At 72.0% G+C, this 24,888-nt stretch carries 22 protein-coding genes; 17 read left to right on the top strand and 5 right to left on the bottom strand.

What is annotated here, in order from left to right:
• Positions 1 to 86 precede the first annotated feature (86 nt).
• From DEI86_RS05670 to DEI86_RS05660, 3 genes are all read left to right on the top strand, one after another.
• Positions 87 to 728, top strand: coding sequence for a DUF308 domain-containing protein (locus DEI86_RS05670; RefSeq protein ID WP_258368540.1), 642 nt, complete (start codon positions 87 to 89; stop codon positions 726 to 728).
• On the top strand, positions 725 to 979 hold the full coding sequence (locus DEI86_RS05665) for a hypothetical protein (RefSeq protein WP_111009783.1): 255 nt from the start codon (positions 725 to 727) through the stop codon (positions 977 to 979). Before DEI86_RS05670 ends, DEI86_RS05665 begins: the two co-directional genes overlap by 4 nt.
• Before the next feature lie 82 nt (positions 980 to 1,061).
• Positions 1,062 to 2,459, top strand: a complete 1,398-nt coding sequence (locus DEI86_RS05660) for an MFS transporter (protein WP_146244869.1) — start codon at positions 1,062 to 1,064, stop codon at positions 2,457 to 2,459.
• Here the strand turns inward: DEI86_RS05660 and DEI86_RS05655 are convergent.
• The gene (locus tag DEI86_RS05655; RefSeq protein ID WP_181439710.1) at positions 2,429 to 3,403 is read right to left on the bottom strand and encodes a LysR family transcriptional regulator; all 975 of its coding nucleotides are present in this window, start codon (positions 3,401 to 3,403) and stop codon (positions 2,429 to 2,431) included. The genes DEI86_RS05660 and DEI86_RS05655 overlap by 31 nt on opposite strands.
• Positions 3,404 to 3,485: 82 nt before the next feature.
• Between DEI86_RS05655 and DEI86_RS05650 the strand changes: the two genes are divergently transcribed.
• Complete coding sequence (locus DEI86_RS05650) at positions 3,486 to 4,763, top strand: MFS transporter (protein ID WP_111049013.1); 1,278 nt, start codon at positions 3,486 to 3,488, stop codon at positions 4,761 to 4,763.
• Between the two features lie 15 nt (positions 4,764 to 4,778).
• Here the strand turns inward: DEI86_RS05650 and DEI86_RS05645 are convergent, their stop codons facing one another.
• Complete coding sequence (locus DEI86_RS05645; RefSeq protein WP_111049012.1) at positions 4,779 to 5,693, bottom strand: cation diffusion facilitator family transporter; 915 nt, start codon at positions 5,691 to 5,693, stop codon at positions 4,779 to 4,781.
• A gap of 57 nt (positions 5,694 to 5,750) precedes the next feature.
• On the opposite strand from DEI86_RS05645, the gene DEI86_RS05640 reads away from it, so the two are divergent.
• Complete coding sequence (locus DEI86_RS05640) at positions 5,751 to 6,425, top strand: DUF4166 domain-containing protein (protein ID WP_111049011.1); 675 nt, start codon at positions 5,751 to 5,753, stop codon at positions 6,423 to 6,425.
• A gap of 68 nt (positions 6,426 to 6,493) precedes the next feature.
• The gene (locus DEI86_RS05635; protein ID WP_111049056.1) at positions 6,494 to 7,504 is read left to right on the top strand and encodes an epimerase; all 1,011 of its coding nucleotides are present in this window, start codon (positions 6,494 to 6,496) and stop codon (positions 7,502 to 7,504) included.
• On the opposite strand, the gene purB is transcribed toward DEI86_RS05635, so the two are convergent.
• Both purB and DEI86_RS05625 read right to left on the bottom strand, forming a co-directional pair.
• Positions 7,459 to 8,844, bottom strand: a complete 1,386-nt coding sequence (purB, locus tag DEI86_RS05630) for an adenylosuccinate lyase (protein WP_111049010.1) — start codon at positions 8,842 to 8,844, stop codon at positions 7,459 to 7,461. The two genes, DEI86_RS05635 and purB, sit on opposite strands and share 46 nt — an antisense overlap.
• Positions 8,841 to 9,365 carry a low molecular weight protein-tyrosine-phosphatase gene (locus DEI86_RS05625; protein WP_111009897.1) on the bottom strand — a complete coding sequence of 175 codons (525 nt, stop codon included), beginning with the start codon at positions 9,363 to 9,365 and terminating at the stop codon, positions 8,841 to 8,843. Before DEI86_RS05625 ends, purB begins: the two co-directional genes overlap by 4 nt.
• Before the next feature lie 297 nt (positions 9,366 to 9,662).
• Here DEI86_RS05625 and DEI86_RS05620 point away from each other — a divergent pair, with 297 nt between their 5' ends.
• Entirely contained in the window at positions 9,663 to 12,341 is a 2,679-nt protein-coding gene (locus DEI86_RS05620) for a LuxR C-terminal-related transcriptional regulator (protein ID WP_146244868.1), read from the top strand.
• 138 nt (positions 12,342 to 12,479) lie between these two features.
• Here DEI86_RS05620 and guaB read toward each other — a convergent pair whose 3' ends face one another.
• Positions 12,480 to 13,982 carry an IMP dehydrogenase gene (guaB, locus tag DEI86_RS05615; protein WP_111009777.1) on the bottom strand — a complete coding sequence of 501 codons (1,503 nt, stop codon included), beginning with the start codon at positions 13,980 to 13,982 and terminating at the stop codon, positions 12,480 to 12,482.
• A gap of 432 nt (positions 13,983 to 14,414) precedes the next feature.
• On the opposite strand from guaB, the gene DEI86_RS05610 reads away from it, so the two are divergent.
• The 10 genes from DEI86_RS05610 to DEI86_RS05565 all read left to right on the top strand — a co-directional run bounded on the left by DEI86_RS05610 (position 14,415) and on the right by DEI86_RS05565 (position 24,887).
• Positions 14,415 to 15,725, top strand: coding sequence for a branched-chain amino acid ABC transporter permease (locus tag DEI86_RS05610; RefSeq protein WP_181435199.1), 1,311 nt, complete (start codon positions 14,415 to 14,417; stop codon positions 15,723 to 15,725).
• A 10-nt stretch (positions 15,726 to 15,735) separates the two neighbouring features.
• On the top strand, positions 15,736 to 16,722 hold the full coding sequence (locus tag DEI86_RS05605; RefSeq protein ID WP_111009776.1) for a branched-chain amino acid ABC transporter permease: 987 nt from the start codon (positions 15,736 to 15,738) through the stop codon (positions 16,720 to 16,722).
• On the top strand, positions 16,715 to 17,722 hold the full coding sequence (locus DEI86_RS05600) for an ABC transporter ATP-binding protein (protein ID WP_111009775.1): 1,008 nt from the start codon (positions 16,715 to 16,717) through the stop codon (positions 17,720 to 17,722). The genes DEI86_RS05605 and DEI86_RS05600 overlap by 8 nt, the downstream gene beginning before the upstream one ends.
• Positions 17,719 to 18,471 (top strand): ABC transporter ATP-binding protein, encoded by a 753-nt coding sequence (locus tag DEI86_RS05595; protein WP_111012171.1) that lies wholly within the window; start codon positions 17,719 to 17,721, stop codon positions 18,469 to 18,471. Before DEI86_RS05600 ends, DEI86_RS05595 begins: the two co-directional genes overlap by 4 nt.
• A 146-nt stretch (positions 18,472 to 18,617) precedes the next feature.
• Positions 18,618 to 18,812 carry a hypothetical protein gene (locus DEI86_RS05590; protein WP_111012172.1) on the top strand — a complete coding sequence of 65 codons (195 nt, stop codon included), beginning with the start codon at positions 18,618 to 18,620 and terminating at the stop codon, positions 18,810 to 18,812.
• Between the two features lie 116 nt (positions 18,813 to 18,928).
• On the top strand, positions 18,929 to 20,047 hold the full coding sequence (locus DEI86_RS05585) for a GuaB3 family IMP dehydrogenase-related protein (protein ID WP_111009773.1): 1,119 nt from the start codon (positions 18,929 to 18,931) through the stop codon (positions 20,045 to 20,047).
• Between the two features lie 82 nt (positions 20,048 to 20,129).
• Entirely contained in the window at positions 20,130 to 21,953 is a 1,824-nt protein-coding gene (locus DEI86_RS05580) for a glycerol-3-phosphate dehydrogenase/oxidase (protein WP_111009772.1), read from the top strand.
• A 131-nt stretch (positions 21,954 to 22,084) separates the two neighbouring features.
• Entirely contained in the window at positions 22,085 to 22,615 is a 531-nt protein-coding gene (locus tag DEI86_RS05575; protein ID WP_111009771.1) for a cation:proton antiporter regulatory subunit, read from the top strand.
• Between the two features lie 4 nt (positions 22,616 to 22,619).
• Complete coding sequence (locus DEI86_RS05570) at positions 22,620 to 24,035, top strand: cation:proton antiporter (protein ID WP_111037438.1); 1,416 nt, start codon at positions 22,620 to 22,622, stop codon at positions 24,033 to 24,035.
• 12 nt (positions 24,036 to 24,047) lie between these two features.
• Entirely contained in the window at positions 24,048 to 24,887 is an 840-nt protein-coding gene (locus DEI86_RS05565; protein WP_181439708.1) for an SURF1 family cytochrome oxidase biogenesis protein, read from the top strand.
• The last annotated feature ends 1 nt before the right edge of the window (position 24,888 follow it).

Here is a 24,888-nt window from a genome sequence, read left to right as displayed (position 1 = left end):
AGCCGCGACGCCGCCGGCCGGACGGGCCCGCATCGGCCCGGCGGTACCATTGACCGTACGATCAGCCTGCCCAAGAGAGGGATTCCGTGTCCGACACCGTGGACGACGCCGCGCAGCGCGCCCGGTACTGGACGGTCCCGTTGTCCCGGGCACTGCCCGCCGCGGTCGTGGCGATGGTGATCACGTTCTCGTCGAACCACGCCACCTCGCTCGGGCTGGTGCTGTTCGGCGCCTTCGCGATCGTCGAGGGCGCCCTGCTCGGCGTCGGCAGCCTGCGCCGACTCGACGACCCCCGGTCCCGTCGCCTCGCCGTCGTGCAGGCTGCGGTGACCGTCGCCGCCGGCGTCGTCGCGCTGTTCCTCCCGTCTGCGGGACTCCCGGCGTTCCTCGCGGTCGTCACCGCGTTCGCGGTCGTCACCGGGGGCATCGAACTCCTGCAGGGCGTCCTCGCGCGGCGTACGTCGCCCTTCGCCCGCGACTGGATGACCGTCGGGGGGCTCACGGTCCTGCTGGCGATCGCGTTCCTGCTGACGCCTCCGGACTACTCCAAGGACCTCGGCGGCATCGAGCACGTCAGCGGCACCCTCGATTCGTCGATCATCCTCGTCGGCCTGCTCGGCGCGTACCTCGCCCTGACGGCGGTCTTCCACGTGATCGCCGCCCTCTCGCACAAGTGGGGGACCTCGGCACCCACGCCGTCGGCCCCGAACGGAGCACCACACGCATGACCACCCCAAGCCGCCGCGACCGGCTCCGCCCGGTCGAACTCCTCGCGATCTCGGCGATCGTCGCGGTGTTCGTCGGACTCGTCGTCCTGATGTCCACCCGTCAGCCCGAACTCGCGGCGGTGTTCCTCTGCATCGCGTTCATCGTCGTCATCGTCGTGCTGGCGATGTTGCAGCTGGCGGCCACGAGTGAGCAGGACGACAACGACATGCTCGGCGGACACCGGAAGGACGAGGGCGACGACCACCACTGACCACGACCGACGCGAGTCCGTCCACGCACGCAGCCCCCAGCAGGGCGACCCGGACCTCCCGTCGCGGTACCGCCACCGGTACGTGATCCTGACGGTCTGCTGCCTCAGTCTCTTCATCGTCTCGTTGGACGCCACCGTCGTGAACGTGGCGCTGCCGTCGATCGGCCGTGAGCTCCACAGCACGATCTCCGGACTCCAGTGGACGATCGACGCATACACGCTGGTCCTCGCGAGTCTGCTCATGCTGTCGGGGTCCACCGCGGACCGCATCGGCCGACGCAGGACGTTCCAGGTCGGGCTCGTCCTGTTCACCGTCGGCTCGCTCCTCTGTTCGTTGGCGCCGAGCGTCGGCTGGCTGGTCGTGTTCCGGATGGTCCAGGCCGTCGGCGGCTCGATGATGAACCCGGTCGCGATGTCCATCATCACGGCGACATTCGACGACGCCAAGGAGCGTGCTCGCGCGGTCGGCGTCTGGGGGGCGGTGGTCGGCGTCTCGATGGGGGTCGGTCCGCTCGTCGGTGGAGCCCTGACGGACACGATCGGTTGGCGGGCGATCTTCTGGATCAACGTGCCGATCGGCATCGTGGCCGTCGTGCTGACGTTCGCGTTCGTCCCCGAGTCCCGCGCGGCTCGCCCCCGGCGCTTCGACGCCCCGGGTCAGGCACTCGTGGTCGTGTTGCTCGCGGCGCTCGTCGGCGGACTCATCGAGGGTCCACGGCTCGGGTGGGGCTCGGTCGCGGCGATCGCCCTGTTCGCCGCCGCAGCGCTCGCGCTCGTCCTCATCGTCGTGGTGGAACGGCGGCGCCGGGAGCCGCTCGTCGACGTCCGGTTCTTCCGGAGCATCCCGTTCTCGACGGCCGTGCTCACGGCGGTCGGTGCCTTCGGCGCGAACGGTGCGTTCCTGTTCCTCAACGCGCTGTACCTCCAGGAGGTCCGGCACATGTCACCGTTCGAGGCCGGGCTCTGGACGCTCCCCGCCGCGGTGGCGACCATGGTCGTGTCGCCGTTCTCCGGTCGCCTCGTCGCCTCGGTCGGCACCCGGATCCCACTCGTGCTCGCCGGCGTCGGCATCGGAGCGGGCGCGGCGGTCCTCACGACGATCGGCGCGGACACGCCGATGTGGATGCTCGTCGTCGCCTTCGCGCTGTTCGGGTTCGGCTTCGGGATGGTGAACGCGCCGATCACGAACACGGCGGTGTCGGGCATGCCCCGTGCCCAGGCGGGATCGGCTGCGGGGGTCGCGTCGACGAGTCGCCAGACCGGGGTCTCCCTCGGCGTGGCGCTCGCCGGGACGGTCACGGGAGCGAGCGGAGCGGCGGCGGTCCACGCGAGTTTCGCGGTCGCGACGCACGCCATGTGGTGGATCGTCGTCGGCATCGCCGTGGGCGTCGTCGTGATCGGCTTCGTGTCGACGACGGCGCGCGCCCGGCGTTCGGTGGAGGCGATCGGTCACCTGCTCGAGGAGCCGTCCGCGGCCTGATCCGAGCCGGCGCTCCGCTCGGCGCTGCCGACGCGGCCGGTGCCGCCGTCGGTACCGCCGCCGGTGCCGCCGTCGGTACCGCCCACGACCGCTCGGGCGAGGGCGCGTGTGGCGCGGTTCAGAGCGGCGCCGGCAGCGGTGGCGAGACCGACTCGCAGCGGCTCGACCGGGTCCGCGAGTTCGAGCACGACGGCGTCCCCGGCGGTGCCGGGGTCGGGGACGACCGCGACGCCGAGCCCGGTCGCCGCGAACCGGACGACCGACGGCAGGTCGTTCATCTCGGCCACGATGCGGCGCCGGATGCCCCGGTCGCGGAGCGCCGCGTCGAGGATGATGCGGTTCCCGAACCCGCGCGCGGTGTCGACGAACGGCTCGTCCGCGAGTTCGGCGAGGGACACGACACCGCGGTCCGCGAGTCGATGCGGTGGTGCGACGTACACCCGGAACGGCAGGGCGCGGAGCGGAGTCACCGCGATCCCCGGCGGGTCCTGCGGCAGTGCGGTGAAGGCCAGGTCGAGCCGGCCGGCCCGGAGGTCCTCCGCCAGGCCGGTGGTCCCCGCCGCGGAGGCACTGAGGTGCACGTCGACGAGCGGGTGCCGCGCGTGGAAGGTCGTGATGATCCGCGGCAGGTCGACGATGTCCATGTTCGCGAAGATCCCGACGCGCACGCGGCCGCGGAGCTGCGCGTCGGCGGTGACGGCGCCGTCCCGGAGGCGCTCGACCGCGCCGAGCGCCGCCCGGGCGTCCGGCAGGAGCGCCTCGCCGAGGGGGCTCAGGGTCAGACGGCGACCGACCCGGTCGAACAAGGCCCCGCCGAGCTCGCGCTCGAGGCTCTGCAGACCGGCGGACACGGTCGATTGCGCAGCGAAGAGCCGGGCGGCGGCGCGGGTGACGTTGCCCTCGTCGGCGACGGCGACGAACTGTTCGAGCAGGCGGGTCTCCATGCGTCCATCATCGTCCACGTCGATGGCCGTCAGCGGTCCTGTCCGTTGGACACGATTCGGCGCAGTCCTGCACGCTCGGACCATGACCACCACCGCTCCCCGGACCGAACCCGTGCCGCTGCCCGATCCCGTCGCTGGTGCCGGACGCCCGGAGCGGCCCGCCCGACCGACCCCGAGCCGTCAGCGCCACGCGGCCGGGTTCTGGATCGTCGCGGGGAGCTTCCTCAGCGTCATGGCGTTCGCCGCCGTCCCCGCACCGCTGTACGCGCTGTACCAGGCACGCGACGGCTTCCCGACCTTCACCGTGACACTCGTGTTCGCCGCATACGCCGTGGGGGTCATGATCGCGCTCTGGCTCGCCGGGCACCTCAGCGACGTCCACGGACGCCGACGGCTCATCCTCGTGTCGGTCGCGCTCGAGCTCGTCGCCGCCGTGCTGTTCCTCGTCTGGAACGACGTCCCGGGCCTCCTCGTCGCGCGGTTCATCAGCGGACTCGGTGTCGGCACCCTGACGGCCTCGGCCACGGCCCACCTCGGTGAACTCCGGGTCCGAGCGCGCCGGGACGGGGGCGCGGGCGGGAACGCGAGCGTCGTCGCCGGAGCGGTCAACCTCGGCGGCATCGGAGGCGGTGCCCTCGTCGGCGGTGTGCTGGCGGAGTTCGTCCGGCACCCCCTCGTCGTGCCGTACGCCGTGTTCGTCGTGGTCCTCGCGGTCGCCTTCGTCGCCATGCTCGTCGTCCCGGAGACCATCGACACGGGGCGGGTACGCCCGGCCTACCGACCCCAGCCGATCACCGCGCCGTCCGGGGCGGCGGGACCCTTCTGGGCGGCGGGTGCCGGGGCGTTCAGCACCTTCGCCGTGCTCGGCCTGTTCACGTCGATCGCGCCGACGTTCCTCGCGACCACCTTCCACGTCACGGACCGGCTCGCCGCCGGTGCGACGAGCTTCGGGGTCTTCGCGGGCGCTGCGGTCGCGCAGATCGCCCTCGCCCGCCTCGCGATGCGTGCGCAGGTCCGCTGGGGCATGCTGCTCGTCACCGTCGGACTCGCCGGGGTCGCGGTCGGCGCGCTCGTCCTCGTCGTCGCGGTGTTCGTCGTGGGCAGCGTGCTCGCCGGTGCCGGCGTCGGACTGCTCTTCCGGGCCTCCATCGCCGGTGCGGGCAGTCTGGTCGGGCCGGAGCGGCGCGGCGGTGTCCTGGCGGCGACGTTCCTCATCGGCTACGCGGGGATGGTCGTCCCGGTGGTCCTCGCCGGCGCGGTGCTGCTCGTGGTCGCGCCGCTGCCCGTGCTCCTCGGGTTCGTGGTCGTCGTCATCGCACTCGCGCTCTGGGCCGGCAGCCGTCTCGCAGCCCGGGCCTGAGCCGCGCCGCCGGGGTCAGGCGTGGACGTCGTGCTCGTGCCGCTGGTGTGACGCGGGCTCGAGCTGGAAGGTCGAGTGCTCGACCGGCACGGCGAAGTGCTCGGCGACGCACTGCTGCAGCTCGTCGAGGATCGTCGGGGCGTGCGCGGAGGTGAAGCAGTGGTCGTCGATCACGACGTGCGCGGTGAGGGTCGGCACCCCGGTGGCGACGAGTGACGCGTGCAGGTCGTGCACGGCGCGCACGTGGTCGAGCCGGAGGATGTGACGACGTACGGCGTCGAGGTCGAGCCCGGGCGGGGTGGCCTCGAGCAGGACGTCGGTGGTCTCGCGGAGCAGCCGGAGTGCGCGCGGCAGGATGAGCGCACCGATGAGGATCGCGGCGACGGAGTCCGCGCGCTCCCAGCCGGTCAGTGCGACGACGATCGCCGCGGCGACGACCGCGAGGGACCCCAGCGAGTCGTTCAGCACCTCGAGCCGCGCCGCCCGCGCGGTGAACGTCCCGCCTCCGGAGCGTGTGAGCGCCGCCAGCGCGACCGCGTTGCCGACCACGCCGAGGACACCGAACACCAGGAGCGGCACCGCGGGGACGGGGACCGGCGTGACCAGGCGCTGCACGGCCGTCACGAGGACGACGATCCCGACCCCGAGCAGGACCGCGGCCTGCGCGACGGCGCCGAGGACCTCGGCGCGTTGGAAGCCCCAGGTCCGTCTGGCCGTCGGTGAGCGCTGCGCGAGCCGCACCGCGACGAGCCCGATCGCGAGACCGCCCGTGTCGACGACCATGTGCCCGGCGTCGACGAGGAGCGCCAGGGAGCCGGTCACGACGGCGCCGACGACCTCGGCGACGAGGATCGCGGCGGACACGCAGAACGCCACGGTCAACGCGCGAGCGTTGGCCGACCGCGCGCCGTGCTCGTGGTGGTGGCCCATGCCGCCATCGTAGGCATCCGCACCGACCGGGCACCGGGGACGTGACAGGATCCGACCGTGACCCCGAGCGCACGATCGCCCTACGAGGCGAGCACCCGTCCCGGCGCCCTCGACGCGCTGCACCCCCGCTTGCGTGGCTACTTCGGCGCGATCCCCGCGGGGCACGTCGGACGGGGCACCGGCGTCTTCGACGTCGTCGGGACGCCACGACGCTGGATGTGGCCGCTGCTCGCCTGGTTCGCCCGCGACGCGGTCATGGCGCCGGTGTGGGAACGCGACGTGCCGTTCACGGTCGAGAACCGGCCGGCCGTCGACCGGGAGGGACGCATCGCCGTCCTCGCTCGCCGGACGTTCCACTTCCGGTCCGGGCCCTGGGTGATGCAGGACGCGATCACGGCGGACGCCGATGGGCTCGCCGACCACCTGGGGCGCCGCGGCCGGCTCGTGGCCGCGCTCGACGTCGCGGTCGCCGACGGCGCGCTCCGCCTGGTCTCGACCCGCGTGTCGTTCCGGGTGCTGGGACGGATGCTGCGCCTCCCGGCCGCCGTGGCACCGCGGGTGGTCCTGACCGAGCAGTACGACCCGGGCATCGACCGCCAACGCGTGTCGCTGACGCTGTCGGCGCCGCTCGTCGGCACGCTGTACCGGTACGAGGGGTCGTTCGTCCACGGTGTCGTGCCCGACGATGCGGACGCCCCCGGGGGAACCGGCGGACCGGGGAGGCGTCCATGAGCGACAGCGGGAGCGAGCACGGTGCTGCCGGCGGCGGCGGCGGCAGCGGCAGCGGTGGTGGCGACGCGGTGCGGCCACTCGTCGTGGTGGCCGGTGCGTCCGGCTTCATCGGCCGGTACCTCGTCGACGCGTTCCGCGCCGAGGGCGCCGACGTCACGACCGTGGGACGGACCGGCGATGCGGTGTGGGGCGACACCCGCCGGATCACCGAGCTCGTCGACGGCGCCGACCTGGTCGTCAACCTCGCGGGCAAGAGCGTGGACTGCCGGTACGGCGCCCGCAACCGTGCCGAGATCCTCCGCTCGCGGGTCGAGACCACGCGCGAACTCCGGGACGCCATCCGCGCGGCGCGACGGCCGCCGCGGGTCTGGTGCAACGCGTCGACCGCGACCATCTACCGGCACGCGGAGGACCGCCCGCAGACCGAGGCCGACGGCGAGATCGGCACCGGGTTCTCCGTGTCGGTCGCACGGGCGTGGGAGGCGGCGTTCTTCGACGGGGACCTGCCGGGCACCCGTCGGGTCGCGCTCCGCATCGCGATCGTGCTCGGCGACGGCAGCGCCCTCGTGCCGCTCATCCGGCTGGCGCAGCTCGGACTCGGCGGTCCGCACCTGGACGGACCGTGGTTCGCGACGCGTCGCCGTCGCGCCGCCGGGACGTTCCACGAGGACCGGCACACGCACGGGAGGCAGCGCTTCAGCTGGGTGCACATCGCCGACGTGCTCGGTGCCATCCGGTTCGTGCGCGACCATCCGGAGATCGACGGGGTCGTCAACGTCTGCGCCCCCCACCCCACGGACGACCGCGCCATGATGCGGACCCTCCGCGAGATCGTCGGGCGGCGTTTCGGGCTCCCGCTCCCGCGCTGGATGCTCGAACTCGGGTCGATCGCGATCCGGACCGAGACGGAGCTCGTGCTGAAGAGCCGGTGGGTCGTCCCCGCCCGCCTGGAGGGAGCGGGCTACCGCTTCGTGCACCCGGAACTCCGCGGAGCGCTCGCGAGCGCCGTGGCGGAGCACCGGCAGCGCGGTCGTCAGGCGTCGAGGAACCCGACGAGCTCGTCGGCGAGGCCGGTGTAGGTCGCCGGGGTCAACGCGGCGAGCCGCGCCTTCGCTCCGTCGGAGATGTCGAGTCCGTTCACGAACGCGACGAGGTCCTCGCGGCCGACGCGGCGGCCCCGGGTGAGCTCCTTGAGCAGCGCGTACGGGTCCTCGATCTCGGAGCGGCCCGCGGTCACCTCGGCGCGGATGACGGTCTGGATCGCCTCGGCGAGGACCTCCCAGTTGCCGTCGAGGTCGGCGGCGAGGCGGCCCTCGGCCACGGCGATCTCACCGAGCCCGCGGCGCAGGTTGTCGAGGGCGAGCAGGGAGTGCGCGAAGGCGACCCCGATGTTCCGCTGCGTCGTCGAGTCGGTGAGGTCGCGCTGCATGCGGCTCGTCACCAGTGTCTCGGACAGCGTCGAGAACACCGCCGTCGAGAGCTCGAGGTTCGCCTCGGCGTTCTCGAAGCGGATCGGGTTGATCTTGTGCGGCATCGTCGACGACCCGGTGGCACCGGCGACCGGGATCTGCGTGAAGTACCCCATCGAGATGTAGGTCCAGACGTCCGTCGCCAGGTTGTGCAGGATGCGGTTCGCGTGCCGGACCCGGTCGTACAGCTCGGCCTGCCAGTCGTGCGACTCGATCTGCGTGGTGAGCGGGTTCCACACGAGCCCGAGCGACTCGACGAACGCCCGGGAGAGTGCCGGCCAGTCGGCCTCGGGATCGGCGGCCAGGTGCGCCGAGAACGTGCCGGTCGCGCCGGAGAACTTGCCGAGGTACTCGGTGTCCTCGACCTGCGCGAGCACCCGCTCGAGGCGGTGGACGACGACGGCGAGCTCCTTGCCGAGCGTCGTCGGCGTCGCCGGCTGTCCGTGCGTGTGGGCGAGCATGGGGACCGCGCGGAGCTCGACCGCCCGGGTGCGGAGCGCGTCGGTGACGGCTCGGGCGGCGGGCAGCCAGACGTCCTGCACCGTGTCGCGGATGGTGAGCGCGTAGGCCAGGTTGTTGACGTCCTCGCTCGTGCAGGCGAAGTGCGTCAGCTCGGCGATGGCGTCGAGCCCGAGTTCGGACAGCCGGGCGCGGACGAAGTACTCGACGGCCTTGACGTCGTGTCGGGTGGTGGCCTCGAGCCCGGCGAGCTCGTCGATCGCCGCCTGCCCGAAGTCGTCCGCGACGGCGCGGAGCGCTGCTCGGTCGTCGATCGACAGCGGCGACGTCGCGAACATCGCGTGGTCCGTCAGGAACACGAGCCACTCGACCTCGATCCGGACGCGGGCCCGGTTGAGACCCGCCTCGGAGAGGTGTTCCCCCACCGTGTGCACGACCGGGAAGTACCGCCCGTCGAGCGGGCTGATCGGCTGCGGGGGAAGGGGTGTCATGGGGCTCCCTGACGGACTGCCGGTTCGATCTGGTGGAAGAGGGCCCGCGACGCGCGTTCGATGGTCGCGAGGACCCGGTCGAACTCGTGCCGATCCGCGTAGTACGGGTCGGGCACGTCGGCGTGCTGCGGCCAGGCCTCGTCGTACCGCAGCATGAGCGTCACCTTCGCGGCGTCGTCCATCGTGGGGGCCCACGATCGCAGGATGCGCTCGTGGGAGCGGTCGAGTGCGACCACCAGGTCGAACTCCGGGAACCGGTCCGGGTCGAACTGACGGGCGCGATGCCTGGACCCATCGTATCCGCGTGCCGCGAGGGCGGCGATCGTCCGCTCGTCGGCCGGTTCGCCCACGTGCCAGTCGCCCGTGCCGGCGGACGAGACGGCGAAGCGGTCGGCGACCCCGGCCTCCTCGACGATGCGGCGGAAGACGACCTCGGCCATCGGGGACCGGCAGATGTTGCCGCTGCAGACGAAGGAGATGCGGAACGGCGACGAGGTCGGGACGTCGGCGGCCGAGGGCATCTGCACATCATGGCGCACCGTCGGCCACGACGCGAGGGCACCCCCGTCCACCGGACGGTCCGTCATCGGTCGTGCTCGACCCGCGAGCGGTGTCGAGATACCCTCAGGGCGGGAGGGTCTTGCCCTTCACCTCTGGGTACCGGGTGAAGTGGAACGACCCGGTGTTGTTCCGGAATGTCACCCGTGGGCGAGATAACGGCGATGTACGAAGTTTCGCCGTCGCGTCCGCCTGATCACGCACCTAGCCTCCTCGTACCCAGTCAGGGGTACGTGATGTGGTCATCGGAGCGAACGCGTATGGAAGAGATGCTGACCTCGGTCGGGACGGAACAGGCGGCGGACGTCGCCCGGGCGCGAGGCGGAGGTGGTCGGACACCGCGGCCGGGCTACCCGCGACCGCGCCGGTTCCAGCTGCGTCGGCCGCGGTGGCTCGAGGCGCTCGACGACGCCGCTCGCGCGCAGATCGTGTGCGTCCGTGGTCCGGCCGGGACCGGGAAGACCACCGTGGTGGCGGACTGGGTCGACCGCGAGGTCACCGAGGGCGGACGACGCGTCGCGTGGCACGGCGCCCGCGAGACCGACACACGGTGCGGGTTGTGGCGGAGCGTGGTCGCCCAGCTCCGACGGGAAGCGGACGGATCGCAGCCCGAGCACCCCGACCGCGATGACGCGCCGGACGAGGAGGTCGTGGCGGCGTTGCTCACCCGACTCGACGGCGACGAGGTCATCGTGCTCGACGAGTTCGACCGGCTCCGCGACGCCGGGATCGCGGCAGCGGTGGAGGACGACGTCGCCTGGCTGCTCGAACGCACCCGCTGCACGGTCGTGGTCGTGTCGCGGCGCAGCACGGCGTTCGAGGGGACTGCGGTCGCGGCCCGGTTCGACGTCGAGGTCCTCGACACGTCCGGCCTGCTCTTCACCCAGCAGGAGACCGCGGCGGTCCTGACGCTCCGCGGTGTCGCGTTCGACAGCCCCGCCATCGCGATGGTGCACGAGCGGCTGTCCGGCTGGCCGACCGCGGTGCAGCGGCTGACGAACCAGCTCGCGCTCGAACCGCACCGGGTGTGGCACCGCGACGAGCTCGAGCCCGTCGTCCGCCGCATCGCCGTCGAGATCGTCGACGAGTTGACGTCGGGGCTGCGGGGAACGGCGTCGTGGCCGGCGATCGTCACCGGCGCGGTGCTCCCGTTCATGAACAAGGACATGCTCGTCCGCGACGAGGGCGACGCGGCGCAGGTCGCGCAACTCCTCGACGTGGCGGAACGAGCCGGGCTCGGCGCGTGGACCCGCGTGCGCGGCCGCTCCCGCTTCACGCTCACCCCCGTCGTCAAGCGCGTCCTCACGGAGCAGCTGGCCCTGCAGGAGGACCGTTCCATGCCCGACATCGCGGCCGCCGGAGCGCGTCTGCTCGAGGGGGAGGGCGAGATCCGGGAGGCCGTTGGCCTCGCCGCCGCCGCGCAGGACTGGCCGTACCTGGCCGCGCTGACGCGACAGCACTACGCGGTGCTGTGCCGCGACCACCACGCCGAACTCGTGGCGATCCTCGCCGTCGTGCCGCGTGACCACATGGAGACGGACCCCTGGCTCCTCCACCTGCAGGCGGCCATGCACTTCGCCGACGACGGCGGGCGGACGGCGGTGCCGGCCGCGGCCTTCGCCCGGGCCGACGCCGCGGCGCGCGAGCGGTTGAAGTCCGACGTCGGAGCGGAGAGCGTCCGCGACTCGGTCCTCCGCGTCGCGTCCCTCCGCCGCGCCGGGAGCTTCGGACGGGCCCTCGCGGTCGCCCGGTCCCTGCCGGACCTGCTCACGGCGATGCGCACCACGCCGGCAGCGGGCGTGCGCCTGAGCGCGGACGGCCACATGCAGGTCGGCATCACGCACCTGCACGACGGCAGCCACGAGGAGGCCCTGCAGCACTTCGCGCCGCTCGCCCGCTCGAACGAGGACCCGCACCTGCGTATCCAGGCGATGGGCTACTCCGCCTACCTGCACGTCCTGCGCGGGGACGTCCGGCGTGGTCGGGAACTCGTGACCCTCGCGATGCGCGACGGCAGCTGGTTCCCGTGGCGGCACAGCGTGTGGGCGGTCCCCGTCCACGTCGCCGCCGCCCTCGCCGCACTCGAGACCTGGGACCTCCCGACGGTCGACCGGCACATGCGGGTGCTCGACACCCTGCCGTACGACCTCGAGGACTGGCCGCTCGTCGTGCACCTCCGCGCCTTCCGACTGTTGCTCCAGGGCGACGGCCTCGGAGGGTTCGGGGTGATCCGCGACGCCGAGGGCCACTACGGCCGTGACGCCCTGAGCAACCACCACCAGGGGCTCATGCACGTCCTCAAGTCCGACCTGCTGCTGCTCGCGCGGCAGGCGAAGGCCGCGCTCGCCGGCCTCCGCCCGTTCCTCGACGGGCGCGAGAGCGTCGCCGGCGCCCAGGCGCGCGCGCTGCTCCTCGCGGGCAACGCGCCACATGCCCGTCTCTTCGCCGACCGGCTCATGTGGCGGAGCAACCCGAGCCCCCGGACCCGGACCGAGCTCCACGTCGTCCGCGCGGTCGCGTCCTGCCGGCTCGGCGACCTCGACGCCGCGCGGACGTCGCTCGACGAGGCGGCGACGGTGAGCAGCGCGCGGGGCCTGTCCACCCCGTGGTGGCTCGTCCCACGCGACGAACTCGAGGGGTTGTTCGACCAGGTGGCCCCGCACCTCCGGCCGGTGCTCGCGGACGCCCCGTCGGTGTACTCGAGCGACCTCACGGTGCCGCGGCTGACCCGCCGCGAAGGGGTCGTGCTCACGCGGCTCCGGGCACAGGGCTCCATCGAGGACATCGCCACCGACCTGGGGGTGTCGCCGAACACCGTGAAGACGCAGGTGCGGAGCATCTACCGCAAGCTCGGCGTCGGCTCCCGTGCGGAGGCCGTGCGGGTCGCGTACGAGTGGCACCTCATGGGAGCGCCGGAGGGGCAACGGGCCGACGTCTAGGGCCGGGCCACCCTCCCCGCACCAGCGACCGCGCGTGGGCCGCGGAACGGCGGCGGGCCCGCGGAACGGCGACGGGCCCGCGGAACGGCGACGGGCCCGCCGACCGGAGTCGACGGGCCCGTCCACGGGGAAGCCGTGTCAGCCGCGGTAGTTCGGCGCCTCGACGACCATCTGGACGTCGTGCGGGTGCGACTCCTTGAGCCCCGCGGCGGTGATCCGGACGAACTTGCCGCGGGCCTTGAGCTCGGGCACCGTGCGACCGCCGACGTAGAACATGGACTGCCGGAGGCCGCCCACGAGCTGGTAGACCACGTTGCCGAGGGCGCCGCGGTAGGGCACCTGGCCCTCGATCCCCTCGGGGATGAGCTTGTCGTCCGAGGGGACGTCCGCCTGGAAGTAGCGGTCCTTCGAGTACGAGGTCTTCTTGCCGCGGGTCTGCAACGCGCCGAGCGACCCCATACCGCGGTACGTCTTGAACTGCTTGCCGCCCACGAACACGAGGTCCCCGGGGGACTCGTCGCAGCCGGCGAGCAGCGAACCGAGCATGACCGTGTCGGCACCCGCGACGAGCGCCTTGGCGATGTCGCCCGAGTACTGCAGGCCGCCGTCCGCGATCACCGGCACTCCGGCCTCGCGCGCGGCCAGTGAGGCCTCGTACACGGCCGTGACCTGGGGCACCCCCACGCCCGCGACGACGCGCGTCGTGCAGATGGAGCCCGGACCGACGCCGACCTTGACCGCGTCGACCCCAGCGTCGATGAGCGCCTGCGCGCCCGCGCGGGTCGCGACGTTGCCGCCGATCACGTCGACCCCCGCGAACGCCGGGTCCGCCTTGAGCCGGCGCACCATGTCGAGGACGCCCTCGCTCTCGCCGTTCGCGGTGTCGACGACGAGCACGTCGACGCCCGCCTCGAGCAGTGCCGTCGCCCGTTGCCAGGCATCGCCGAAGAAGCCGATCGCGGCACCGACGCGCAGGCGGCCCTCGGCGTCCTTCGTGGCGTCCGGGTACTTCTCGCTCTTGTCGAAGTCCTTGACCGTGATGAGCCCGCGGAGCCGGCCGGACGCGTCGACGAGCGGGAGCTTCTCGATCTTGTGCTGGGCGAAGATCGCGACCGCCGCCTCGGGGTCGATGCCCTCGGGCGCGGTGATGAGGGGCGCCTTGGTCATGACGTCACGGACGAGTGTCGTGCTCTGCTCGAACGGCGCGACGAAGCGCATGTCGCGGTTGGTGATGATGCCGACGAGCGTGCCGTCGGACTCCACGACCGGGAGCCCCGAGACGCGGAACTGCCCGCAGAGTGCGTCGACCTCGGCGACGGTGGCGTCGGGCCGCGTGGTCACGGGGTTCGTGATCATGCCCGACTCGCTCCGCTTGACCTTGTCGACGGCAGCCGCCTGGTCGGCGATCGACAGGTTGCGGTGCAGGATGCCGATCCCGCCCTGGCGGGCCATCGCGATCGCCATGCGCTCCTCGGTCACGGTGTCCATGGCCGCCGACAGGAGCGGTACGGCCACCTCGATGCGCTTGGTGAGGCGCGAGCGGGTCGACGCCTCGCTCGGGATGACGTCGGTGTGCCCGGGGAGCAGCATGACGTCGTCGTAGGTGAGTCCGATGAATCCGAACGGATCCGGCTGGTCCATGGGTCCCTCTCGTCGTTCCGGGCTGGCTGCAGGTGCTCCGGCCACGACGTCGGGTACCGGATGGGACATGGTAACGCGGGCGCGTGGGCCCGCCATTCCCGTAGCCGGGCACCGTCCGACCGGGCGGGAGGCTGGACCTGAGCGGTCCGCCCGGGTTCGGCTGAGCGGACGCTGGGTCCCCACTCGCGCTCCTGTGCATCATCACGGTTCCGTGACGAAGCACGCAGGGAACCTGATGGAAACACAGGTGACACAAACGCTCCGTACTGTCGGCGCAACCGCACGGACCGCCCGATCGGACGGAGGTCGTGCCGGAACCGTCGACGTCCGACGGTCCGAGAGGGAGGCTCAGTGGGTTCCACGACGTCGACGGGCACGGCGCCGCACACGCGCCGTCCCCGCACCCGGGTGGGCCGGCACCGCCCGGTCGTCCTGCTCCTCGCCGCACTGCTGTCGCTCGCCGCGGTCGTGGGCCTCCAGTGGGCGTCAGCGCCGCGCGCGGTCGCGGCCACGGCGGCGACCTGCACGGTGAGCGACGCGAACGGCTGCATCCAGGGCACGATCCTCGACTCGGACCGCGAGCCGGTCCGGGGAGCGGAGGTCCGGGTCACGGGACCCGGTGGGTTCGCCGAGACCTCCACGACGGAGGACGACGGTCGCTGGTCCGTCCGCATCACGACGTCGGGCCGGTACCGGGTCTCCCTCGACCAGACGACCCTGCCCCAGGGGCAGTACCTGGCCGACGCGCAGCAGGACGCGCGCCCCGTGCAGGCCACGGTCGGGTCGAACGCCGGCACGATCTTCCAGCTGACCACCGTCAAGGGCGCGACGAGCGCGAGCCTCGACGACGGTTCGGGCGTCACCTGGGGTCGGACCTGGCAGCAGCTCGCATCCGGCATCCGCCTCGGGCTGCTCATCGCGCTCGCGTCGGTCGGCCTCTCGCTCATCTACGGCACCACCGGGCTCTCGAGCTTCTCGCACGGCGAGCAGGTCACGCTCGGCGGGCTCCTCGCCTACCTGTTCGCGAACGTCCTGGGGTTCGACATCTGGCTCGCCGGGATCATCGTGGTCGTGCTCTGCGCGGCGACCGGGTACCTGCAGGACGCCGTGATCTGGCGCCCCCTCCGACGGCGGCGGATCAGCCTGACGCAGCTCATGATCGTGACGATCGGACTGTCGATCGCGCTCCAGTACGCGTTCCAGTACTTCTTCGGGGCGGCGACGGTGCGGATCCAGCAGGGCAACCCGCGCACGGTCGACTTCGCCGGCGTGACGCTGACCGTGCAGTCGTACGTCGCGATGGGCATCGCGGTGCTCGTGCTGGTCGGGACCGGCCTGTTCCTCGTCCGGACCCGCCTCGGCCGGGCCACCCGCGCGGTGTCCGACAACCCCGCACTCGCGGCGGCGTCCGGCATCGACGTGGACCGGGTGATCCGCTTCGTGTGGACCCTCGCCGCGGGCCTCGCCGGCCTCTCGGGCGTCATGCTCGGGCTCGTCCTCAACGGGGTGAACTGGCAGACCGGGCTGCAGCTGCTGCTCCTCATGTTCGCGGCGGTCACGCTCGGCGGCCTCGGCACGGCGTACGGCGCGCTCGTCGGCTCGATGGTGATCGGCATCGTCGTGGAACTCACGAACCTCGTGCTGCCCGGCGACTTCAAGTACGCCACCGCGCTCGTCATCCTCATCCTCGTGCTGCTGCTCCGGCCGCAGGGCATCTTCGGGCGCGCCGAACGGATCGGTTAGGGAACGGACCATGGACTACCTCGTCAGCCTGCTCACGTCGCTCTCGGCCGAGGCGATCGCGCCCACCACGGCGGCGTTCGCCATCGCCGCGATCGGCCTCAACATCCACTTCGGGCTCACCGGACTGGTCAACATGGGACAGGCCGCGTTCCTGTTGCTCGGCGCGTACGGGTACGCGATCGCGGTCATCCACGGCGTGCCCGTGGGACTGGCGATCGTCATCGCACTGCTCACGGCGATCGTGTTCGCGGTCGTCCTCGGCATCCCGACGCTCCGGTTGCGGGGGGACTACCTCGCGATCGTCACGATCTCGGGCGCCGAGATCATCCGGATGGTGGGGCGTTCCAGCCTCCTGACGACGGTCACGGGCGGGTCGAACGGCCTCACCGGGTCGAGCTACCGCGACTCGTTCAACGCGCTGTCGTTCCTGCCCGAGGGCAGCACGCGGATCCTCTGGTTCGACTTCACGAACAACGGCGTCAACGGCTGGTGGATCCGCATCGTCGGTTGGGGCCTCGTCGCCCTGTTGTCCCTGATGCTGTTCGCGCTCACGCGGAGTCCGTGGGGGCGCGTCCTCAAGGCGATCCGCGAGGACGAGGACGCCGTCCGCTCCCTCGGCAAGAACGTGTACTCGTACAAGATGCAGGCGCTCGTGCTCGGCGGGGTGATCGGTGCGCTCGCCGGCATCGTGTACGTCCTGCCGTCGTCCGTCCAGCCGGACGCGATGGGCCGCTCGATGACCTTCTTCATCTGGACCGCACTCATCCTCGGCGGGGCGGCGACGGTCTTCGGCCCCGTGCTCGGCTCGGTCCTGTTCTTCGTCGTCCGGCTCGCCATCCGCACGCTCGCGAGCGACGTCATCCCGAACTCGATCATGAACACGCAGCAGGCCGAGCAGTTCTCGTACGTCCTCGTCGGGGTCGCGCTCATGCTGCTCATCGTGTTCCGCCCGCAGGGACTCCTCGGGAACAAGAAGGAGCTGACGTTCAGTGTCTGACCCCACGACCGCGGCCGTCGCCCTCCGGGACGTCCCGCACGCGCCCGGTTCCGCCAAGCCCGACCCCGTGCTCCGCGTCGATCGCATCACGCGCCGGTTCGGTGGGATGACGGCGGTGGACGTCGACCACCTCGAGGTACAGCGCGGCGCGATCACGGCCCTCATCGGACCGAACGGCGCCGGCAAGACCACCTTCTTCAACCTGCTCACGGGCTTCGACAAGCCGAGCTCCGCGCCGCGGGCCCTCGCCCGGCGGCGCCCGGAGGACGCGGCGTGGGAGTTCGACGGCCGTCCGCTCGGCTCGGTCGGCGCGGCCGCGGTGGCCCGCGCCGGCATGGTGCGGACGTTCCAGCTCACGAAGGCGCTGTCCCGGCTCACGGTGCTGCAGAACATGCTGCTCGGCGCCACGGACCAGCCCGGTGAGCGGTTCTTCACGGCCCTCGTCAAGCCGCTGTGGGCCAAGCGGGAGGCCGAGATCACCGAGAAGGCGCGCGAGCTGCTCGCCCGCTTCTCGCTCCTCGACAAGCAGGACGACTACGCCGGGTCGTTGTCCGGTGGGCAGCGGAAGCTGCTCGAGATGGCGCGGGCGCTCATGTCCGATCCGACGATGATCATGCTCGACGAGCCGATGGCGGGTGTGAACCCCGCGCTCACCCAGAGTCTGCTCGGGCACATCCAGGGCCTCCGCGACGACGGCATGACCGTCCTGTTCGTCGAGCACGACATGCACATGGTCCGGCACATCTCGGACTGGGTCGTCGTGATGGCCGAGGGGCGCGTGGTCGCCGAGGGGCCCGCGGCCAGCGTGATGGAGGACCAGGCCGTGATCGACGCCTACCTCGGCGCGCACCACGACACGGACCTCGGTGACGACGCGCTCCTCAGCGACGAGACGCTCGACGAGCTCGAGCAGGAGGTCGCGGCCGAGGACGCCGCCCACGACCAGGACCACCCGGCGCCGCCGACGGCGAGCGACCACATCGGAGGAACCACGCGATGACCGCCACCATCGGGGAGCCCGTGCTGCGGGCCGAGAACGTCGTGGCCGGCTACCTGCCGGGCGTCGACATCCTGAACGGCTGCGACCTCGTGTGCGCGCCGGGGGAGCTCATCGGCATCATCGGCCCGAACGGCGCCGGCAAGTCGACGCTCCTCAAGGCGCTGTTCGGGCTCGTGACGGTCCGGAGCGGCAGCGTGACCCTCGAGGGCGAGGACATCACCAACCACCGGGCCGACAAGCTCGTGCGCGCCGGGATCGGGTTCGTCCCGCAGACGAACAACGTGTTCCCGTCACTGTCGATCCAGGAGAACCTGCAGATGGGGATGTACCTGCGGCCACGGAAGTTCGCCGAACGGCTCGAGGTCGTCTACGACCTGTTCCCCGTCCTCGGCCAGCGGCGGGGTCAGCGGGCCGGATCGCTGTCCGGCGGCGAGCGACAGTCGGTGGCCATGGCCCGCGCCCTCATGATGGACCCGAAGGTGCTCCTGCTCGACGAACCGAGCGCCGGGCTGTCGCCGGTGCGGCAGGACGAGACGTTCATCCGCACCCGACGGATCAACAAGGCGGGCGTCTCGATCGTCATGGTCGAGCAGAACGCCCGCCGCTGCCTGCAGATCTGCGACCGGGCGTACGTCCTCGACCAGGGACGCAACGCCTACTCGGGCACCGGCCGTGCGCTCGCGGACGACCCGAAGGTGATCGAGCTGTACCTCGGTACCCTCGCGAAGGACGTCGACGCCGCCGGGTAGGCCGCGCCGACCGCGGGTGCCGCCGTGGGGGCGGCATCCGCCGGGAGGGCCGGACGAGGTCGCGCGAGCGCCGTGCGGTCCTCCCGCCCCCCGCACCACGCCCGGGAGGCCCGGACCGCGCCCGCCCCGCTGCTAGCGTCGGGTCCGTGCCCACGTCCGGCCGCCGCCCCGCTCCCGAACACCGCCCCGTCCTCGACGGCGTGGTGTGGGTCGTGTTCGCCCTGCTCTTCGTCGGCGCGGCCCTCGTGCTCAAGGTGTTCGCGGTGCTCGTCGTCGTGCTCCTCGTCCTCGCCGTCGGACTCGGGCTGACGCTCCGGCTGCTCCGCCGCTCGCGTCGGTGACGCGCGCGGCGGCCGGTGCCGTGCCTCCCGGCCGTGCCCGACGCGTCGCTCGCGGACCGGTGCGCACCGTCCGGCCGGCCCGTTCCCGGGTCGGCCCGGCCCGCTAGTCTGACCCGGTGACTGAAGTCGAGATCGGGGCCGGCAAGCGCGGACGACGGGCGTACGCCTTCGACGACATCGCGGTGGTGCCCTCGCGGCGCACGCGCGACCCGCGCGACGTGTCCGTGCAGTGGTCGATCGACGCCTTCACCTTCGACGCGCCGATCATCGCAGCGCCCATGGACTCGGTGGTCTCGCCCGCGACCGCGGTGCACATGGGCCGCCTCGGCATGCTCGGTGTCCTCGACCTCGAGGGCCTCTGGACCCGGTACGAGGACCCGGAGCCGTACCTCGCCGAGATCCGCGAGCTCGCCGACGGCGACGTCACGGCCCGCATGCAGCAGATCTACGCCGAGCCGATCAAGCCCGAGCTCGTGACCGCCCGCCTCGCCGAGATCCGCGCCGCGGGCGTGCCGGTCGCCGGCGCGCTGAGCCCGCAGCGCACGCAGGAGCTGTACCAGACCGTCGTCGACGCCGGTGTCGACCTCTTCGTGATCCGGGGCACCACCGTGTCGGCGGAGCACGTGTCCCAGAACCAGGAGCCGCTGAACCTCAAGGAGTTCATCTACGAGCTCGACGTGCCCGTGATCGTGGGCGGAGCGTCGACGTACACGGCCGCGTTGCACCTCATGCGGACGGGCGCCGCGGGGGTCCTCGTCGGCTTCGGCGGCGGTGCGGCATCGACGACACGCGCGGCGCTCGGCATCCACGCGCCCATGGCCACCGCGGTGGCGGACGTCGCCGGTGCCCGGCGCGACTACCTCGACGAGTCCGGCGGCCGCTACGTGCACGTCATCGCCGACGGTGGGCTCGACACCTCGGGCGACATCGTCAAGGCGATCGCGGTCGGTGCCGACGCCGTCATGCTCGGCACGGCGCTCGCGCGTGCCACGGACGCCCCGGGCGGCGGCTACCACTGGGGCGCCGAGGCGCACCACCCCGAGCTCCCGCGCGGACGCCGGATGCACGTCGGCTCGATCGCGCCGCTCGAGGACGTCCTCGCCGGCCCGACCCCGACGAGCGAGGGCCGGGCGAACCTGGTCGGCGCACTCCGCCGGTCGATGGCCACCACCGGATACTCCGACGTCAAGGAGTTCCAGCGAGTAGAAGTGGTCGTGGCGCCGTACCACGCCTGACCCGCCCGCTCGGCGGTCGTCCGGAGCCCGGCGCCGCGGGCTGCGTCGCCGGCGTGGCCGACCACGCGGTACGGAGGCGGACATGGCCAGGACGACGGTCTCGAACTCGAACAAGATCGGTCCGGAGGAACGTGCGGCGGCCATCCAGGCCCTGAAGTCACGCGAACTCGACGTGCTCGTCATCGGGGGCGGCATCGTCGGTACGGGGAGCGCGCTCGACGCCGTCACGCGCGGGCTGAGTGTCGGCATCGTCGAGGCCCGGGACTGGGGATCGGGGACCTCCAGCCGCTCGTCGAAGCTCGTGCACGGTGGGATCCGGTACCTGGAGCAGCTCAACTTCGCGCTCGTCCGCGAGGCCCTCATCGAGCGTGGCCTGCTCCTGCAGCGACTCGCCCCACACCTCGTCAAGCCCGTGAAGTTCCTCTACCCGCTCAACCACCGGGTCTGGGAGCGGTTCTACATCGGCATCGGCATGGCGATGTACGACGCGTTCAGCTGGAGTGGCGGGCGACCCCCGGGCGTCCCGCACCACCGGCACCTGTCGAAGCGCCAGGTGATGCGTGCGATCCCGAGCCTCGCGAAGGACGCCCTCGTCGGCGGGATGACCTACTACGACGCCCAGGTCGACGACGCGCGGTACGTCGCGTCCCTCGCCCGCACCGCAGCGGCGTACGGCGCCCACGCCGCCAGTCGGGTGCGGATCGAGGGCTTCGTCAAGGTCGGCGAGCGCGTCGTGGGGGCGAAGGCGCACGACATCCAGACCGGTGAGCGGTTCGACATCCGCGCGAAGCAGGTCGTCAACGCGACGGGCGTGTGGACGGACGACACCCAGGCGATGGTGGGGGAGCGGGGCCAGTTCAAGGTCCGCGCGTCGAAGGGCGTGCACCTCGTGATCCCGCGCGACCGGTTCCAGTCGACCATGGGCATGATCCTGCGCACCGAGAAGAGCGTGCTGTTCGTGATCCCGTGGGGCCGGCACTGGCTCGTGGGCACGACGGACACCGACTGGGACCTCGACAAGGCGCACCCCGCCGCGACCGCTGCGGACATCGACTACATCCTCGAGCACGTCAACCAGGTCCTCGCGGTGCCGCTGACGCGCGAGGACGTCGAGGGCGTCTACGCCGGACTCCGCCCGTTGCTCGCGGGCGAGTCCGACCAGACGTCGAAGCTGTCCCGCGAGCACATCGTCGCGCACACCGTGCCCGGGCTCGTCGTCGTCGCGGGCGGCAAGTGGACGACCTACCGCGTGATGGCGAAGGACGCGATCGACGAGGCCGTCGCCGCGCTCGACGGCCGGATCCCGGAGTCGATCACGGACGAGATCCCGCTGCTCGGCGCCGAGGGCTACCCGGCCGCGTGGAACCGGCGCGGCAGGACGGCCCGGGCGTACGGGCTGCACAAGGTCCGGCTCGAGCACCTGCTCAACCGGTACGGCACCCTCGCCGACGAGGTCCTCCGGCTCGTCAGCGAGGACCCGACGCTCGCCGAGCCGCTGCCGGGGGCCGACGACTACATCGGCGCCGAGGTCGTGTACGCGGCGAGCCACGAGAGCGCCCTGCACCTCGAGGACGTCCTCGCCCGGCGGACGCGCATCTCGATCGAGGCGTGGGACCGCGGCGAGTCGGCCGCACCCGTGGCCGCGCGGCTCATGGCGGGCGTGCTGGGCTGGGACCGCGAGCGCACCGAGGAGGAAGTGGGCAACTACCTCAAGCGCGTCGCGGCGGAGCGGGCGAGCCAGCTCGAGCCGGACGACGCCTCCGCCGACCGCGTGCGGCTCGAGGCGCCCGACATCGCGTTCGGCTTCGAGGAGGACGACGTCAAGGTCGGCGGCCCGGGTCGCCAGGACGGCGGCCGCGCCGAGGACGAGCAGGTGATCGGCGAGAAGACGACCGAGCCGCGCTGACGGCGGCGGCCCCGACCGGACGGCGGACGGGAGGGACGGTGCGGGCGCGCCCCACTCCTCCCGGTCCGCGGCGGCGGGAATCGCGCGAGCGCGTGCGCGGTTAACATGGGCGACAACAAAGGGAGTCATCCATGGTCGACGTTCATCGCGTCAAGCTCCCCGGCGTCGGCGTACTGCACAGCTTCTACACCGACGACGGTGGCAAGTGCGGGGTCATCACGCACCGGTCGGGGCACTCCGACCTCATCTCCTTCGCCGACGTGTCGGACGGCGCCGACCGTGCGCAGAAGGTCTCGCTCCGCCTCAGTGAGGACGAGGCCCACACGCTCGCCGAACTGCTCGGCGGCACCCGGATCACCGAGGGCCTGTCGAAGCTCGACGAGATCCCCGGGCTGTCGATCGACTGGTTCAGCGTCGACTACGAGGACGCCATCGCCGGCAAGCCGCTCGGCGACCTGGCGGCCGCGGGCATCATCGGCCTCACCGTCGTCGCGGTCGTCCGTGGCGACTCGGCGAACCCGGCGCCCTCCGGCGACTTCGTCGTGTTCCCGGGCGACACCATCGTCGTCGCGGGTTCCCCGGAGAAGGTCGCGCGCGCCTTCGCCTACTACCGCAGCGGTGTACTGACGGCGGCGTCCGTCGAGGCCCCGCCCGGAGGATAGGGCGATGCACCTGGGTGGTGAGCTGCTGACCATCGGCGGCCTGTTCCTCATCGCCTACGTCCTCGGACGTCTCGGCAAGCTCATCGGCCTGCCGGCCATCCCGATCTACATGGTGGTCGGACTCATCGCGAGTCCGCACTCCACGTGGATCGGGCTGAGCATCGAGTCGCACACGATCGAGCTCATCGCGACGTTCGGGCTCGTGCTGCTGCTGTTCAACCTCGGGCTCGAGTTCGACCAAGAGGAGTTCTACGGCAACGCGGGCAAGTTGCTCGTGTCCGGCGGTACCTACGTCGCGATCAACATGGGCGTCGGGTTCGCGTTCGGCTTCTCGCTCGGCTGGGGCACGCGCGAGGCCCTCGTCGTCGCGGGGATGACGGCGACGAGTTCGAGCGCGATCGTCACGAAGCTCCTCATCGAGCTCCGGCGCCTCGCGAACGACGAGACGCCGATGATCCTCGGCGTCACGGTCATCGAGGACGTCTTCATCGCCATCTACCTGGCGATCGTGTCCGTCGTGCTCAGCGGCGACACGAACATCTGGGCGGTCGTCGGCAAGCTGGCGCTGTCGTTCGGGTTCCTCATCGTCATGTTCTCGCTCGCGCGCTGGGGCGGCAGGTTCGTCTCGCGTGCCTTCAACACCCGTGACGACGAACTGTTCACGGTGCTGTTCTTCGGGCTCGCGGTGCTGTTCGGGGGGCTCGGAGACCTGCTCGGCGTGACGGACGCCATCGGCGCGTTCGTCATCGGCCTGCTCTGCGGTGCCACCCGGTACCGCGACCGCATCGAACAGCTCGCGCTCCCGATGCGGGACGTCTTCGGCGCGTTCTTCTTCGTCAACTTCGGTCTGGGCCTCGACGTCTCGACGTTCGGCGTCGTCGTGTGGCCGGTGCTCGGCGCCGTGCTCATGACCGTCGTCCTCAACGCGATCGCCGGCCAGGTCGTGGCGCGGATGAACGGATTCGGCGCCCAGGCGGGCATCAACACCGCCGTGATCCTCGTCAACCGCGGCGAGTTCGCGCTCATCCTCGCGACGCTGTCGGCAGCCGCGGGCCTCGAGGCGCGGATCACGGCGTTCGCGGGGCTGTACGTCCTCGTGATGGCGATCCTCGGTCCGCTCCTGGCCGTGAACGCCGACCGGATCGGCCTCCTCGTGCTCCGTCCGGAGCGGCGGCGTGCGCGTGCTCGGACGGCGGCGGAGCAAGCGCGGCGAGCTGAGCGTGATCGCATGTTCGCCGAGGAGATCGCCCTCGTGGAGGCAGCGGGCAGCGAAGCGCGCGAGAATGGTGCACCGGAGGAGGCACCGGTGCTCGTGGAGGACCGCGAACCCGTACCGGCGTCGCCGATCGACCTCCACGCGGAGCAGGCCGGGCAGCAGTCCGACGTCCGCGCCGAACGACAGCGGGATCCGGAGTACTGACACATGTGGGCTGTGGCGCGTCGACCGCGGTGGATCGGTCTCCTGGTCCTGGCGCTCGCCCTCGCGGCGCTGTTCGCGTTCCTCGGGCGGTGGCAGCTCGAACGGGCGATCGCGACGGCGAAGGTCGGTCCCGCCTCCACCGAGAACCAGCAGGTGCTCGACCGCATCACGAAGCCGCAGCGCTCCATGCCGGAGGACCTCGCCGGTCAGCGGGTCTCCGTGCGGGGGCACTTCGTCGCGGGCGACACGGTGGTGCTCACCGGGCGCAGCGGCGGTGGCCGCTTCCAGACGGTCGGGCACTTCGTCGACAGCAGCTCGGGCGCCAGTCTCCCGGTCGTCATCGGGTACGCGGACGCGCGGCGGGTGGCCCTCGCGGGCGGTGCCCGGGCGGCCACGGGTCGTACCGTCACGGTCGAGGGCCGCTACTACCCGTCGGAGTCACCCGACCAGGACGCGTTCCAGAAGGGCGAGCACAGCGCGGTGGCCGCGGCGTCGCTCGTCAACGAGTGGCACGACTTCGACGGCGACATCTACGGCGGGTACGTCGTCGCCACGCATCCGACCGCGGCGCAGGCGCACCTCGGCACCATCGCCGACCGGGCACCCACCCGGAACGTCCAGTTCAACTGGCTCAACCTCTTCTACGCGGTCGAGTGGGTCGTCTTCGCGGGCTTCGCGGTGTTCCTCTGGTACCGCTTCGTCAAGGACGCCTGGGAGCGTGAGCAGGACGAGGCGGCCGGTGACGACGACGGGCCGGACGACGACCGCGATCCCGACCCGGACCTCCCGGTCGGCTCTGCGGGTGCTCAGGACTCCCAGCTGCTCGCCGGGGCCCACGCGGGCCACCGGTAGG

This window comes from Curtobacterium sp. MCBD17_028, from assembly GCF_003234875.1.
Taxonomy (GTDB): domain Bacteria; phylum Actinomycetota; class Actinomycetes; order Actinomycetales; family Microbacteriaceae; genus Curtobacterium.
The sequence above is the reverse complement of the archived record's forward strand: the minus strand, read 5'-3'. Positions and strand labels throughout refer to the sequence as shown.

Bases quoted from the DNA above. Each gene is read 5' to 3' on its own strand.
- DEI86_RS05665 (WP_111009783.1), top strand. From the start codon at position 725: ATGACCACCCCAAGCCGCCGCGACCGGCTCCGCCCGGTCGAACTCCTC.
- DEI86_RS05655 (WP_181439710.1), bottom strand. From the start codon at position 3,403: ATGGAGACCCGCCTGCTCGAACAGTTCGTCGCCGTCGCCGACGAGGGC.
- DEI86_RS05650 (WP_111049013.1), top strand. From the start codon at position 3,486: ATGACCACCACCGCTCCCCGGACCGAACCCGTGCCGCTGCCCGATCCC.
- DEI86_RS05645 (WP_111049012.1), bottom strand. From the start codon at position 5,693: ATGGGCCACCACCACGAGCACGGCGCGCGGTCGGCCAACGCTCGCGCG.
- purB (WP_111049010.1), bottom strand. From the start codon at position 8,844: ATGACACCCCTTCCCCCGCAGCCGATCAGCCCGCTCGACGGGCGGTAC.
- DEI86_RS05625 (WP_111009897.1), bottom strand. From the start codon at position 9,365: ATGCCCTCGGCCGCCGACGTCCCGACCTCGTCGCCGTTCCGCATCTCC.
- DEI86_RS05620 (WP_146244868.1), top strand. From the start codon at position 9,663: ATGGAAGAGATGCTGACCTCGGTCGGGACGGAACAGGCGGCGGACGTC.
- guaB (WP_111009777.1), bottom strand. From the start codon at position 13,982: ATGGACCAGCCGGATCCGTTCGGATTCATCGGACTCACCTACGACGAC.
- DEI86_RS05605 (WP_111009776.1), top strand. From the start codon at position 15,736: ATGGACTACCTCGTCAGCCTGCTCACGTCGCTCTCGGCCGAGGCGATC.
- DEI86_RS05595 (WP_111012171.1), top strand. From the start codon at position 17,719: ATGACCGCCACCATCGGGGAGCCCGTGCTGCGGGCCGAGAACGTCGTG.
- DEI86_RS05580 (WP_111009772.1), top strand. From the start codon at position 20,130: ATGGCCAGGACGACGGTCTCGAACTCGAACAAGATCGGTCCGGAGGAA.
- DEI86_RS05575 (WP_111009771.1), top strand. From the start codon at position 22,085: ATGGTCGACGTTCATCGCGTCAAGCTCCCCGGCGTCGGCGTACTGCAC.
- DEI86_RS05570 (WP_111037438.1), top strand. From the start codon at position 22,620: ATGCACCTGGGTGGTGAGCTGCTGACCATCGGCGGCCTGTTCCTCATC.